The following is a 14484-nucleotide window of genomic DNA, read 5'->3' on the forward strand; positions in this document are numbered from 1 at the left end:
ACAGCCTCTTGATTTAGATCGGCTTATTTCAAGCCCATTTCTTTGTTCGCATCACGAACGATGTTGAAATCTTCATCTTTAGCTACAACATAACCTTTATGTGTGTAAACATCAAAAATGATTTTTTGGCCTTCTGGATCAGTACCAAGTGCCAGGAAAGCGTCTTGGATTTTCTTTTTCCATGCTGCATCCATATCAGAGCGAACAGCGATTGTATCGTTAGGGATTTTGTCGGAGAAAGCTAGAACTTTCGTTTGTTTGAAAATGTCTGGGTAATCTTTGATCATGTTTGTACGAATGTCTTGGAATACGCCGACAGCATCAACTTGACCGTTAAGAAGCGCGATAACCGCTTTGTCATGTCCTTGGAATTGTACGCCTGTTACATCTTTCACTGGATCAACGCCAGCTTTTTTCAACAACAGACCTGGGTAAACGTAACCAGCTGCGGAAGTAACACCTTGCCAGCCCATTTTCTTGCCTTTCAAATCAGCAACCGATTTGATTGGGGAATCTGCTTTCACAAGGATTTCGGATTTGTAGAAATTCACGAGTTCAGTCGTTGGTTGGCCAGTTGCATCGTCAACGCCAAAACGTGTCGCTTGGGCAAGCAGATCAGCCGCTTTGCGGTTATCATGGGCAACAACGTAGTTGCTCGGAGGCAGGAAGCCAACGTCAACTTGTTTGGAAGCCATAGCTTCGATTACAACGTTATAGTCAGTTGAAACGGATACTTTAACCGGGATACCCAGCTTGTCCCCGAGAAGTTTTTCAAGTGGTTTTGCTTTCGCTTCAAGCGTCTCTGCATTTTGGGAAGGAACGAATTGAACTTTAAGTTCTTTTGGAACAAAACCTGTAGCTGCAGCTGGGCTAGCGGAAGCTGCCGGAGAAGCACTCGCTGCTGCACCAGCTGAAGCTGATGGAGCCGGTGTTTCTTTCTTTGCGCAGCCAGCAAGCAGGCCTGTTGCAACAACCATCATGGAAAGGGTAATCACTGTTAATTTTTTCATTACTTTTTTGACCTCCGTTTAAATTTATTTGCTATTTATCTAAGATGTAATATAACATTAACATAAAGGATATGGAAGATAGTGTGAAGTATTTGTTAAACTGCCAATTGTTATGTACGTATTTACAAAATAAAAAGTTGTGGAGTGGGGAACTTGACTCAACCTGGTAAGGTGCAGAAAAGTGCAGTAACCATACTGGAAACAAGCGATTTACATGGCAATATGCTGCCTTTGCATTACGCCAATAACTTGCCCAATGATGTGGGTTTAGCCAAAATAGCGGCATTGGTAGCAGCTGAGCGGAAAAAGGAAGCTAGTGTGATCGTCATCGACAACGGGGATCTTATTCAAGGCACTCCGCTTGCCTATCATCACGCTAGATTGGATAACGAGCCGATGGATCCGATGGTGATCGGACTTAATTATATTGGCTATGATGCTGCTGTAATCGGGAATCATGAGTTTAATTATGGTCTTGATGTACTTGGTAAAGCGGTCAAGGAATCCGAGTTCCCGTGGCTGTGCGCAAGTATTGTAGACGCAGCAAGCGGAGAGCCATTCTTAGGGAAACCATATATCATCAAGGAACTTCCTGAAGGTGTTCGCATCGGTATTCTGGGATTGACGACACCGTATATTCCAAATTGGGAAAATCCCGCACACATCGCGGGTTTGCAGTTTGTGGATGCTGTAGAAGCAGCTCACAAATGGGTGAGAGTGCTTAAGGAAGAAGAGCATGTGGATGTTGTAATCGTCTCTTATCATGGAGGCTTTGAAAGACATCTGGAGACAGGGGAACCAACGGAACCTTTGACAGGCGAAAATCAGGGCTATCAGCTTTGTATGGAGGTTGAAGGGTTGGATGTGCTTCTGACCGGGCATCAGCACCGGAGCATTGCAGGGCAAAGCATCAATGGTGTCCTTGTTGTTCAACCGGGAACGGCTGGCGTTACGCTTGGGAAAGTGAAGCTGGAGCTTTCGATGGTGGAAGGCAAATGGCGGATCGATACCAAGACATCAGAGCTGCTCTCCGTAATGGGTGTTGAAGCAGACAAGAAGCTTTTAGAACTTGTAGATACCCATGAAGCAAAAACGCAAGAGTGGCTGGATCAACCTATCGGCAAGCTCACGGGCGATATGCTCGTGAAAGATCCCATGCAGACACGCTTAAAAGACAGCGCACTGATCGAATTCATCAATCGGGTACAGATGGAGCTATCCGGAGCGTCCATTTCGAATACAGCGTTGTTTGATAATGTATCGCCGGGTTTTCCTTCCGATATTACGATGAGGGACATCGTATCCAACTACATTTACCCGAACACGTTGAAAGTGATTCGGATTTCCGGGCAAGACATCAAGGACGCCTTGGAGCAGTCTGCGGAATATTTCGAACTGACACCCGATGGCGAAGTTCAGGTCAGCAGCAAGTTTAGAGAGCCGAAGCCGCAGCATTACAACTATGATATGTGGGAAGGCATTACGTATAAATTGAACATCTCACGCCCGATTGGAGAGCGTGTCGTACAGCTCGATTACAACGGGCAGCCGCTGAACCTTGACGCATCCTACGATGTAGTGATGAACAATTACAGGGCTGCAGGCGGAGGCAACTATGCCATGTTCCAGGATAAGCCGGTCATTAAGGATATTCCGACGGATGTTGCGGAGCTTCTTGCCGGGTATATTATGGAGCGGGGTACGATTGAAGCCAGTGTGAATGGGAATTGGGAAGTCATCTGGGATACAGAGTAGAAATGAAAAAGGCGGTGCAGGAAAAAACCTGTGCCGTCTTTTTTTCTTTCCACATAAGAATCAAGGCAACGTCATCATTTTTGTAAAATCCTACCTATGCGAACTTGGGGGGATTCGATATGATTAGCATAGCACATAAATAAAGGAGGTTTCTTGAGTGAACACCGCAATCACAATTGAATTATGGCCCGGAGCATCCAAGGATAGCATCGGTGAGGAAAACCAAGGATGCCCGAGCTTGACTTTGTATCCTGTAGCAAGCGAAGGCTTGAGCTCTGCCGTTATAGTATGTCCCGGAGGCGGCTACGGTAGGCGTGCGCCCCATGAAGGCGAGCCTGTCGCAGAGTGGCTCAATGGACTTGGGATTTCAGCCTTTGTTTTAAACTACCGGGTAGCTCCATATGAACATCCAATTCCGCTCCAAGATGCCCAAAGAGCGATTCGAACGGTAAGACACCATGCGCAGCAATGGGGGGTTGATCCGAATCGGCTAGGGATTCTTGGATTCTCTGCAGGTGGTCACCTGGCTTCCTCAGCGGGTACACTATTTGATGCTGGAAACCAAGACGCAGATGATCCTATCGAGAGACAAAGCAGCCGTCCAGACGCTTTAATTCTTTGTTATCCCGTCATATCCTTCGATGAGTTTGGACATGTGGGTTCCAAAAGGAATCTGTTAGGCGAGGCACCGGATGAAAAGCTGGTTACTTTGTTATCCACAGAGAAACAAGTATCGTCGGATACACCGCCAACTTTTCTCTGGCATACTGCAGACGATGCCGCCGTTCCCGTAGAGAACAGCTTGCTTTTTGCCGGGGCGCTTAGCCGTCATAAAGTACCGTACGATCTGCATGTTTTTGAGAGCGGACGGCACGGTATTGGCATGGCGACGGATCATGACGAAGCCTATATGTGGCCTGAACTTTGCGCAAACTGGTTGAAAAAGCAGAAATTTGCATGACGAAGCTCCATTACGAATGGCATCACCTTGGGGATTCGGCCATCGTACTTACGCTTGGCACGAGCATTGAGCTGTCAACGCTAGATCTGGTGCGGCAAGTGACTGCCTATCTGGAGAAGCACCCTTTCGCAGGTTTTATAGAACTGGTGCCCGCTTATACGACGATTACGATTTATTATGATCCGGTCGTGGTATATGAGCATTTCTCAGAAGCGGAGGTTCACCGCAAACATGTGCATCCTGCCGGAGAGAACTATATGCTTCCTTGCGACAAAGTTCTTCAACACATCGGGCGGTGCTTGGACAGTTTTGAGTTCACGAACGAGCAGCAGTCACCCCAGACCGAGAAACTTATTGAAATTCCTGTTTGTTACGGTGGGGAATATGGTCCTGATCTTGCGGAGGTAGCGGCTTATCACAGTTTGACAGCGGAAGAAATCGTCGCCCTGCATACTGCACAAATCTATCCGGTCTATATGATTGGTTTTGCACCGGGTTTCCCATATTTGGGCGGAATGGATGAGCGGTTGGTTACACCTAGAAAAGCAGTACCCCGACCCCGTATTCCAGCCGGATCGGTAGGAATTGGCGGCGCACAAACAGGCATTTATCCATTTGAAACGCCAGGCGGGTGGAACCTGATCGGTCGGACCCCGCTTGCTTTATTTCAGCCGCAATCCACTCCCCCGTCTCTATTGCAGGTAGGGGACCGGGTGAAATTCGTCGCCATCACGCCGGAGCAGTTCCATTTTACCGCTGAAAGGAACCTGGGACATGGGCTTTAAAATCATCAAGCCGGGAATGTTATCGATCCTGCAGGATCAAGGGCGTTATGGATACCGTAAATTTGGCGTCATTGCATCGGGTCCTATGGACTTTTTTGCCCACCAAGCGGCTAACATTCTTGTAGGGAATACCGCCGATGCCGCCGTATTAGAAATGACCTTGAACGGACCAAGCATGGTCGCGCAATCAGATATGCTGATAGCCTTGTGTGGAGCTGATCTCGAGGCGGATGTGGAAGGCAGAAGAGTGCCGTTATGGCGATCTTTTTTCATCCAAAAAGGGGAACAACTGGGCTTTCGCTATGCGGTGAAGGGCTGTAGAGCTTATTTAGCCGTCCATGGGGGCTTTGCAGCGAATGCCAGCATGGGAAGCACAAGCACTTATCTGCGGGCAGGGATCGGCGGGCATGAAGGCAGAGCACTTCAAGCGGGAGATGAACTAAAGCTAAGCAATGCGGGGAAGGCAACCGTGAACATCAACAACTGGTCTGTTTCCGGTGCGGTCACTCCTTTTATTCGACCGAAGTACGAAGACAATCCGGTCGTGGGCATTGTATGGGGCAAGGAAGCGGACCATTTTGCAAAATCGGTCAGAGCGAAGTTTCTGGCACGAAGCTTCACGGTTACCCCACAATCGGACCGGATGGGATATCGGCTGGAAGGGAAACCTCTTTCGTTGAAACGAGGGATTTCCCATGAGATGATTTCGGAAGCCGTTGTCCCAGGCACGATTCAGGTGCCGCCGAGCGGTCAGCCCATTCTTTTGCTTTCCGACTGCCAGACAACAGGCGGCTATCCGCGCATTGCCCATGTCATTACGGCTCATCTGCCGCTAATCGCTCAAGTGAAGCCAGTGGGCAAATTGCGTTTCCGTGAGGTTAGTTTGAGGGAAGCCCAGGAGCAGCTTTTGTTGCAGGCTATGGATATGCGGTTGCTGGAAGCCGGCGTGCAGGCTTGGTTTAGGGATCATGGGTGATTTGAAAAGTGCAGCTAAGAACTTATGAAAAAGCAATGGAGTTAAGAAAGGTGATGGAAGAGTGAGTGGGCTGCGTATAGATTTAAATTGTGATATGGGCGAAGCCTTCGGCGCTTATCGCCTCGGGCGGGACGAGGAGCTGCTGGACTTCGTCAGCTCCGCCAACATCGCCTGCGGGTTCCACGCAGGCGATCCTGCCACCATGCGTAGCACTGTGCAGCTGTGCTTGCGCAAAGGCGTGGCGATCGGGGCCCATCCGGGCCTCCCCGATCTGCAGGGCTTTGGCCGGCGCGAGATAGCCATCACGCCGGCTGAGGCTTACGAGCTGACGTTGTATCAGCTCGGGGCGCTGCAGGCGTTCGTCCACGCCGAAGGCGGGTGCCTGCAGCACGTCAAGCCGCATGGCGCGCTCTATCACATGGCGGCGAAGCGCCATGATCTCGCCGCGGCCATTGCGGCTGCGACGCTCAGCGTCAGTGCGGAGCTGACGCTGCTTGGACCGCCCGCCAGCGAACTGCTGCGGGCGGGTGCCGCCGCGGGGCTGCGAACCGCGAGCGAAGCTTTCGCGGACCGCACCTACCGGCGGGACGGCACGCTGACGCCCCGGGATCAGCCCGGGGCGCTGCTGGAGAGCGCCGCGGATGCAGCGGCGCAGGTCGTGCGCCTCGTCCGCGAGGGGAAGGTCCTCTCCCAAGAGGGAGAGGATCTGAGCATGCGCGCGGACACGATCTGTATCCACGGCGACGGTGCTCACGCCGTGGAGTTTGCGCGCGATATCTGCGCGCTGCTGAACCGCAGCGGCATCGCGGTGACGGCGCTGGGGCATTGATCTGTGACTCTAGCGGACTGAGATGCCGCTATTCTGCCACTTTTAGGATGAAAATTGGATCTAGCGGACTCAGGTGCTGTTATTTACCTGAAAGTTATCGATATCCACCCTAAAATCAGCAGATAGCGGCTATACAGTCTTTTACTCCTTGCTCATACAGCAAAAACACTTATAATAGCGGCAATCAGGTCCGTTAGCCTCTACGGAAGCACTCGATGCCAACCACCCAGTCCCTGCACCCCGTCACCTCCTTTCAGCCACACATTCCTTCCCTTCCTTCCCAGCACCCACCACACGTCTTCCCTCATTCAAATGCCATCCAGTCCCAGCACCTACATACTCATCACATCCAGCCCTGCAATCCTTCAAATGCCATCCAGTCCCTGCACCTACCACACTCTTCGCACCCAGCCCTAGTCCTACCACTCCAACTACCACCATCCTTCAATTCCATCCCAGACACCCGCCTAGGAAAGAATCCTTATAACGATTCTTTCACTTGAGAATGGGGTAGGATTATGAGTAAATAGAGAAGTAGCCGGCCAGCTAATAACTTCGGAAAGGAGTGATCAAGGTGATTACAACAAAAGCGGAGGTGATCTCTGCGTAAGCAGAGGTCATCGTTACAACCGGGGGCCCTCTGGGCTCCCGCATATTCTTTAACTTACGAGTAGACAGCGAGAAGCTTTTTACATATAATGAGAATTGTGAACACGAAGTGAACACACAGGCAATACAGGAGAGACTTTGCTCTCCAACCCCATGTAATACAATCCCAATATTAGGTGAAAGGAGTGTTTTATAATGAACACAATGACAATGACAGTAGCGATGAGTGTTGCGGCCGCCGCAGAGGTAATCGTCTCCTAACTGAATATCATTCGTGGAATAACCGTTCACCTGAATTTGTATAATTGCATATACAACCGACAGGCACGATTATGGTCGTGTTTTTTTTATTCCATTTTGATAAGAATGGTATGAGGTTTAGGGGCGATGAGATTACTCTCTGCAAATCCGAACAAAGTTTAATCTTTGCGACAATTTGAGGAGGTTTTCATCCATGAGTTACAAGAACGGGAAGGACGTTCTTCCCCCTAACCTATTAAAACAATTACAAGAATATATCCAAGGTGAAATCGTATATATCCCTAAGAAAGAGCAGAAACGCGCTGGATGGGGAGAAAATAACGGAACACGCATTATTATCGAGCGTAGAAATCAAGAAATTTTCCGGTTGTACCAAACAGGCTCCACGGTGATGGAGTTAATTAAGGTCTTTCATTTATCGGAAGACAGCATCCGCAAAATTATTGTGAAAACGCGCGAGTTAACAGCTAATCAAGCATAGAAGCAGCATCCATTGTGGATGTTGCTTTTTTTCTTTGCTCGGCTCTACATGAAATTGTAAAAGGTTGGATGTTTTGAAAAGGGATCGGGGAGATGGCTAGCGAATTTAAAATGAACCTTATAAATTACATAATTCGACAGGAGGAGTTTTCATGATATCTGTATTTGTCTACGGCACACTGCTTGTGGGAGAGAGTAACCACTTCGTAGCAGCTCCTTTTGTGCAGTCCGTGCAATCGGGCACGATTTTTGGCCGTTTATTTGATGTTGGACCTTATCCTGCGCTTTTGCTAACGGAAGGCAATGGGGAGCAGCACGTTGTTGGAGAATGGTTGGAAGTGACGGAAGAAGGCCTGCAAGCGATGGATGTTCTGGAAGGTTATTATGGTCCTGGCGCCTCCAATAATGAATATGACCGCGTCTGGATCCGAGATGTGAACGGGCAGCGTGAAGGTTGGGTTTATATCTACCCCACTGTGGATGGACTTAAAGAAATTAATGGCTCTTCGTGGAAAGAATATGACGCATCGCGAATCAAATAATATTTTTTGACTTTATTCGACAAATTCCTATCTTGCCTATGAGCATGATGTTATAATTAAAGTTATATTTTAATAGAGGAGACCTTTATGTCTGTATATAAAATATTGCTGGCTGACGACGAGCTTGCACTCCGCTTTCTGCTCACAGAAACGTTATCGGATGAAGGGTATGAAATCACGGAGGTAGAGGACGGTCAACAAGCCATTGAACAGCTTCAGAAGGAATCGTTCGATCTGGTTATCCTTGATTATATGATGCCGGAGCGTACGGGTGTTGAAGTATGCGAGTGGCTTCGTCAGAGCGATAACGTGAACAGTGACCTGCCTGTTATTCTTTTAACAGCGAAAGCCTTGGACAAAGATAAAGAGAAGGCCAAAGCGGCAGGCGTCACCACTTATATTGTGAAACCATTCAGCCCGCTTCAACTTCTAGATACAGTCGGACACTTATTAGAGAGTTGATTTGAAACCTATAGAGATTAATTTTATTTGTAAAAAGGGTGATTGTGCGTCATGAATCATACGAATCTAGAGCCAAAGAGCTCCAGGTCAGAATCGGATAAAGATGCAAGAATTCTAAGACAAGGCAGGAAACTGTTCATTCGCGAGTTTGAAAAGCAGTTGAAGGAGCTTGAAGCTCTAATAGGTGCTGTTCGCGCTTTGCCAGTCGTAGAGGACTTGAATCGGTTCTATCGCATTATCCATACGCTGAAGGGCAGTGCGCCGATTTTTGGCTATGACAGGATTGGCCGGCTGGCGGAGGAATTGGTGCGCCTATGGGAATGGACGCAAACCATCGATCCGGATCAGGCGTTGTCGTTGACATCGACGAACCCGGTTCAAGAAAACGTTGAGCGCAGTCTCGGGCTCCTTCGCGATATGAATATGGAATACGATATCTGTCTGACGGAGATCCAAATGGACGAGCAGAAGGATCCTACAGGAGGTTCTATGCTTCGAACGTTAAAAAGCCGCTTGCTGCTTGTCGATGATGACGAAGTGCTGCGTTCGTATTTGACCCGGCGCCTTCAGCTTGATGATTGCATTGTCGATGAGGCTGCTGATGTGGAGTCCGCTATAAAACTATTGCGTACACACACCTATGATCTCGTGACGCTTGATCTCATGATGCATCCGCAATCGGGCTATGAGCTGTTTGAGTTTCTCAAAGAAGATCCAACGTTGAAATGGCTGCCTCTCATTGTTCTATCAGGGCGCAACGATTTGAATGATAAAGTTCGCTGCTTCCATCTAGGGGCTGACGATTATGTGACCAAGCCCTTTCAGTATGAAGAATTAGCCGCCAGGATCTATGGTTTGCTCAAAAGGACGAAAAACTTCGAGCAGTTGGCCTTCCGCGATCCGCTTACCGGCGTGTTCAACCGGCGGTATTTTGACCTTCAGATTGGCATGGAGCTTCAGCGGATTGAGCGGTATCCCGCTCCGATATCGCTTGTTTTTATCGATATTGATTATTTCAAAAGAATCAATGATACGTATGGACATCACGTGGGAGATTTGGTGCTGCAAGGCTTGGCTCATCTCTTGCAAACCAATTTGCGCTCAACGGATTTACTGGCGCGTTTTGGCGGTGAAGAGTTCGTGATTGCCCTTCCGAATACAACTTTGGAACAGGCGCATTCCACGATGCAGAACATTCTTCACATCATTAGCTCGAATCCTGTTGCCCACTATGAGGGAAAACCTTTCTCCATCACGTTCTCCGCAGGGGTCGCCCAGTGGCAGGAAGGGTTATCCGTGGCGGATTGGGTTTCGAAGGCGGACGAAGCGATGTATCAAGCCAAACAGCAGGGGCGGAACCGCGTTCTGTGCGCTGCCGCAGAGAAAGAGAGCGATCCGAACAAATCGGCGCCGCCGCCTCTTCCTGAGAAGAAAAGCTTGCTAATCGTTGACGATGATCCAATCTTAAGAGCGATATTGACTTCTCATCTGGAGCATTTGCCGATTGCCATCACACATGCATCCGATGGGGAAGAAGCGCTCAGCTTGCTGCAGGAAAAGACCTATCATGCGTGTATTCTAGATGGCATGATGCCTAGGCTGGACGGTTTTTCCTTGTTAGATCAGATTAAAAAAGATGAGCGCTCCGCGAATGCGAACATGAAGGTGCTGATGCTTTCCGGCAAGAAAAAGGAAGACGATATGCTCAAAGGCTATCAGATGGGCGCTGATGACTATATGACGAAACCTTTCTCACTCGTAGAACTGGAAGTTCGCGTGAAAAAACTAATGAACTTTATCTAACAAGCAGGAGAGCGGGGCGTATGTCCGCTCTCTTTTATCATTTTTACATAAAATAGCGCTGCCCATTTTGCGACAACCCTACTTTCTGGTAGAGTGAAGGTAGAGGACAGGTTAGTTAGAAAGGAGCGTGATCCCATGTCGGAGAAAGAAACGCTTGTACGTTTTGGCATCTCTATGCCGCAATCATTAATTGAGCAATATGATCGGCTCATTGCCATTCAGGGTTATAGTAACCGCTCTGAAGCGATCCGAGATCTCACACGCAAAGCGTTGTTGACCTCCAGTAGCATGCAGTTGGACGAAACGGTAGCCGGAACGATTGTAATGGTATATGACCATCATATTAGCGATCTGCCCATTACGTTGATGGAACTGCAGCATGAATATCACCATGCCATTATTTCCACGATGCATATTCATTTAAATCATCAGCAATGCTTGGAAATATTAGTTGTTAGGGGCAAGGTGGAGAAGCTAAGAGAATTGCAGCAGCGAATTCAAGTGCTTAAAGGTGTCGGATATGCCGAGTTGTCTGTGACTCATGTGGATGAGCATGGATCCTCACACGAGCATCCGCATACGCATGTGTAGAATTCGAAGTTGCGCTCTTTTTTTGTTAAAATTAGGCATGGAGGTGCGAGATGTCTGATAAAAAATATTTTAGCTTGGAAGAAGCGAATGAAATGCTTCCGTTTGTTGATCAGGAGTTAAAGAAAATGCAAATGCTGAAGCGGGCTTTTGAGGAGAAATACACAGAGCTTCGCAGGAAGAAAAATGAGTTGGCTGAGAAGCCCGGCACGGAAAAGGATCCATTTTTTATGCAGGAAGCCGAACTTGAATTTATGCAAATCGAAGCGCGCGGGCTGATCCAACATTTTCAGCAAACGGGTATCGAGCTTAAGGATATAGAGACGGGTCTTGTGGATTTTCCCTCTACGATCGGGGGCCAAGAAGTTTTGCTTTGTTGGAAACAAGGAGAGGACAAGATCCGTTATTACCACGGCAAAGAAGATGGTTTTGCCGGACGTAGACCAATAACGGATTAGAGGAATTTATCTATGTATAAACAGAAACAACATGTTCGTCGGTTTTGGTTCTTGCCTGCTGTTTTATTGTGTATATTATCAATGATGCTCTTAAGTTCTTTCGTCGCCCCGCAAACGGCTTCTGCTCATGCATCACTGGTACAGGCAATTCCGGAATCGGGCGCTAAGCTGAAAAGCTCTCCGCCCCAAATCGCTATTACCTTCAATGAACCTTTAGATGCAGGGCTCTTTTATATCAAAGTTTTTAATCATGACGGCGACGAAATGACCCGTAATAAAGCTTATTTGAACAAAGAGCAAACAGGTGTGCTCCTTGATCTGCCTAAGCTGACCGAGGGCGTTTATTTAATCAGCTATCATGTCATTTCGGCTGACGGCCACCCTGTTGGCGGAAGCTATCCCCTGACAATCGGCAATCCGCCGCAAGAAGATACACTAGATCTTCCTTCCGCCCATGCTAATCACGAGCACGGTTCAGGTCCGCTGACGACGAAGGTTCTCTTGCAATATGCGTCTCGCGGGCTGTGGTATCTCATGGTGCTCGCTTTGACAGGATGGGTCATATGGTTAAGGATGCTAGGTACGAATGGCGGGAATGAAACAAGAAAAACATTATCTTCATGGACGCTGAATTTGCAGCGTGCTCAACTTGTCGCCCTCCTTTTGCTTATTTTTACTCATATCGAGGATTTACTAGGCGGCGGCGGTGTAGAAGAAGTCGTGAAGCTTTTTAGTGCGACAAATATCGGGATATCCTGGCTGATTCTACTAGTCTTATCTTTCCTCGGGTTTGTCCTTATCGGCAGGTGGGCATGGTTAGATTGGATATGGCCATTAGGCTTGCTAGCGGCCAAAAGCTTTAGTGGCCATGCGGCTTCTTTTTCACCTGTATGGGCAACGATCGGACTTGATTGGATTCATTTGGTGGGCGCAGCCATGTGGGTGGGAGGCTTGGTACTTCTCTACGCGAAGTGGCGTCAGAAGAACAGTGACATTGCCACGTACATGCGACAATTTTCGAATATGGCGCTGATTTCCATTATCGTGCTCACGATATCCGGATCTTTATCTGTGTTGTTATTCCTGCCGAATTTGCATTATTTGTTATACGCCGGGTGGGGGATCTTGCTGCTAGTGAAAGTTGGCGCAGTTATTCTAGTCGTGCTTACGGCATTTGTGATTCGTCTCATGATGCGCAAAAAGAAGGCTGCACAGTCCTTCTTATGGGTAAGAGTGGATTTGACCCTAATGGTTATCATTGTGCTGTTGGTGGGAATTATCACCTATGTGGCGCCAATTCCGGCCAATGAACCGCTGCAGTGGCATCAGATGGGAGATAAAGTCCATGTATCTGCGGATATTACACCAAAAATCCAGGGAACCAATTCGTTTACAGCCAAAGTATTCCTTCCTGAAAATTCAGGGAAACCGAAGCAGGTGCTGATGATTCTTCATTATTTGGACGACAAAGAGATCGCTCCGATTTCAGTGCCGATAGCGGCTTATGAGGATAAGGAAGTAGAGGAGTCATACGGCTTTGCCAAGTTCAGCTATCGAGCGGAGGGAGCTTATCTGCCATTCAGAGGGAACTGGGAATTGGAAATGCGTGTGATGGATACAGAGGATAATGAAACGGTTTACAAAAAAGAATTCATCGTCTACTAACACATTGACCGAAAGTAGGTGCCGTCATGGCTTGGATTAACATGCTCGAAAGAGAACAATTGTCTGTTAAATTGGATGACAAGGATGAGGTGGCCTTGCTGGAGATCAACGATGGCGGAATATCACCTAACTATGTGACGGTTCGCCTGAATGAAAATGAGATTGATGAACTGATTGAAGTGTTGCAGCGAATTAAACGAGCCATTCAATAGCTTGCTTTATATACGAAGTAGCTGTCCCATAAGTTAAAAAGAAAGAAGCTCTCCCTCCATCATTTGATGGCTTCTGGGAGAGCTTCTTTTTTTGCGGAGTCATATCCGCGCAGCCTCTTAAAACAAGCTCCAGTCAAACTCCTGCGAAAGCTTCCCCAGGAGATGAACGCCAGCGGTGCTGTTGCCTTTGCGGTTGAGGGCAGGGCTGACAAGACCGATGCCGTATCGTCCGGGCACCATCGTTAGAATACTGCCGGACACACCGCTCTTAGCGGGAAGCCCTACGTTCATGGCGAACTCGCCTGAAGCATTATACATCCCGCAGGTAAACATGAACGTCTTCGCGATTTGTACGAACCGCCGCGGAATCAGGCGCTGGTTGCGAATCGGATCGACGCCGTTATGAGCGAGAACTAAAGCCATTCTCGCCAAATCCGTGCAGTTCACTTGGATGGAACAGTGGCTGAAATAGACCTGCAGGACATCGTCAACCTCGCGGTCCAGAACGCCGTTATCTTTCAGGAAGTAAGCAAGCGAACGATTTCGGTGGGCCGTGTCTGATTCCGATTTGAATACATCCTGATTAATGTCCAGCGCCGGATTGTCCGCAAGTTCCCGGAAAAACTGCAGAATTCGCTGCGTTTGTTCAGGTGGCGTGTCCCCTGCAATTAAGGACGAGATAGCGATAGCTCCGGCATTGATAAGCGGGTTAAAAGGGATACCGGGCTCTACCAGCTCGAGCTTCAGCATCGAGTTGAAATCGTCTCCTGTCGGCTCCATGCCGACCTTGGAGAACACATACTCTTCGCCGTTATCCATGAGAGCCAGAATAAGGGTGAATACTTTGGAGATGCTTTGCAGCGTAAAATGATAGTCGGTATCACCGGCTGCAACGGTATTCCCTTCTGCATCCATGATGCAGATCCCCAAGATATCAGCTGGAGCATTCGCTAGTTCAGGAATGTAGGAAGCAACATGGCCATCTTCGGTATGGACTTTGCTAGCTGTAACCCATGACGCCAAATGGTCATTAAGCTGCTTCCAAGTTGTTGTATGCTCGTCCAAGTTCATCTAGAAGTTAGTCCTTC

At 48.3% G+C, this 14484-nt stretch carries 15 protein-coding genes; 13 read left to right on the forward strand and 2 right to left on the reverse strand.

Annotation, left to right across the window (positions count from 1 at the left end):
- Nucleotides 1–23: 23 nt before the first annotated feature.
- Complete coding sequence (locus RQP52_RS18900; RefSeq protein WP_315953304.1) at nt 24–1010, reverse strand: phosphate/phosphite/phosphonate ABC transporter substrate-binding protein; 987 nt, start codon at nt 1008–1010, stop codon at nt 24–26.
- Nucleotides 1011–1163: 153 nt separating this feature from the next.
- On the opposite strand from RQP52_RS18900, the gene RQP52_RS18905 reads away from it, so the two are divergent.
- From RQP52_RS18905 to RQP52_RS18965, 13 genes are all read left to right on the forward strand, one after another.
- On the forward strand, nt 1164–2765 hold the full coding sequence (locus RQP52_RS18905) for a bifunctional metallophosphatase/5'-nucleotidase (protein ID WP_315953305.1): 1602 nt from the start codon (nt 1164–1166) through the stop codon (nt 2763–2765).
- 157 nt (nt 2766–2922) lie between these two features.
- A complete protein-coding gene (locus RQP52_RS18910) occupies nt 2923–3726 on the forward strand; it encodes an alpha/beta hydrolase (RefSeq protein ID WP_315953306.1) in 804 nt (267 codons plus the stop codon).
- Nucleotides 3723–4511, forward strand: a complete 789-nt coding sequence (pxpB, locus tag RQP52_RS18915) for a 5-oxoprolinase subunit PxpB (RefSeq protein ID WP_315953307.1) — start codon at nt 3723–3725, stop codon at nt 4509–4511. Before RQP52_RS18910 ends, pxpB begins: the two co-directional genes overlap by 4 nt.
- Nucleotides 4501–5487, forward strand: a complete 987-nt coding sequence (locus RQP52_RS18920; RefSeq protein WP_315953308.1) for a 5-oxoprolinase subunit C family protein — start codon at nt 4501–4503, stop codon at nt 5485–5487. The genes pxpB and RQP52_RS18920 overlap by 11 nt, the downstream gene beginning before the upstream one ends.
- A 70-nt stretch (nt 5488–5557) precedes the next feature.
- On the forward strand, nt 5558–6316 hold the full coding sequence (locus tag RQP52_RS18925; protein WP_315953446.1) for a LamB/YcsF family protein: 759 nt from the start codon (nt 5558–5560) through the stop codon (nt 6314–6316).
- Between the two features lie 1063 nt (nt 6317–7379).
- A complete protein-coding gene (locus tag RQP52_RS18930; RefSeq protein WP_127457334.1) occupies nt 7380–7667 on the forward strand; it encodes a CD3324 family protein in 288 nt (95 codons plus the stop codon).
- Between the two features lie 151 nt (nt 7668–7818).
- Nucleotides 7819–8208: a gamma-glutamylcyclotransferase family protein gene (locus tag RQP52_RS18935; protein WP_315953309.1), complete on the forward strand. Its 390-nt coding sequence runs from the start codon at nt 7819–7821 to the stop codon at nt 8206–8208.
- 87 nt (nt 8209–8295) lie between these two features.
- On the forward strand, nt 8296–8670 hold the full coding sequence (locus RQP52_RS18940; RefSeq protein WP_315953310.1) for a response regulator: 375 nt from the start codon (nt 8296–8298) through the stop codon (nt 8668–8670).
- A gap of 51 nt (nt 8671–8721) precedes the next feature.
- Nucleotides 8722–10473, forward strand: coding sequence for a diguanylate cyclase (locus RQP52_RS18945; RefSeq protein WP_315953311.1), 1752 nt, complete (start codon nt 8722–8724; stop codon nt 10471–10473).
- Between the two features lie 135 nt (nt 10474–10608).
- Nucleotides 10609–11064, forward strand: coding sequence for a nickel-responsive transcriptional regulator NikR (gene nikR, locus RQP52_RS18950; protein ID WP_315953312.1), 456 nt, complete (start codon nt 10609–10611; stop codon nt 11062–11064).
- 50 nt (nt 11065–11114) lie between these two features.
- Nucleotides 11115–11519 carry a DUF2203 domain-containing protein gene (locus tag RQP52_RS18955; RefSeq protein WP_315953313.1) on the forward strand — a complete coding sequence of 135 codons (405 nt, stop codon included), beginning with the start codon at nt 11115–11117 and terminating at the stop codon, nt 11517–11519.
- Nucleotides 11520–11600: 81 nt separating this feature from the next.
- Nucleotides 11601–13184 (forward strand): copper resistance CopC/CopD family protein, encoded by a 1584-nt coding sequence (locus tag RQP52_RS18960; protein WP_315953314.1) that lies wholly within the window; start codon nt 11601–11603, stop codon nt 13182–13184.
- A 26-nt stretch (nt 13185–13210) separates the two neighbouring features.
- Complete coding sequence (locus RQP52_RS18965) at nt 13211–13396, forward strand: hypothetical protein (protein ID WP_315953315.1); 186 nt, start codon at nt 13211–13213, stop codon at nt 13394–13396.
- A 117-nt stretch (nt 13397–13513) separates the two neighbouring features.
- On the opposite strand, the gene glsA is transcribed toward RQP52_RS18965, so the two are convergent.
- Nucleotides 13514–14467: a glutaminase A gene (gene glsA, locus RQP52_RS18970; protein ID WP_315953316.1), complete on the reverse strand. Its 954-nt coding sequence runs from the start codon at nt 14465–14467 to the stop codon at nt 13514–13516.
- Nucleotides 14468–14484 lie beyond the last annotated feature (17 nt).

The organism is Paenibacillus violae (assembly GCF_032461945.1).
GTDB classification, from domain to species: domain Bacteria; phylum Bacillota; class Bacilli; order Paenibacillales; family NBRC-103111; genus Paenibacillus_E; species Paenibacillus_E violae.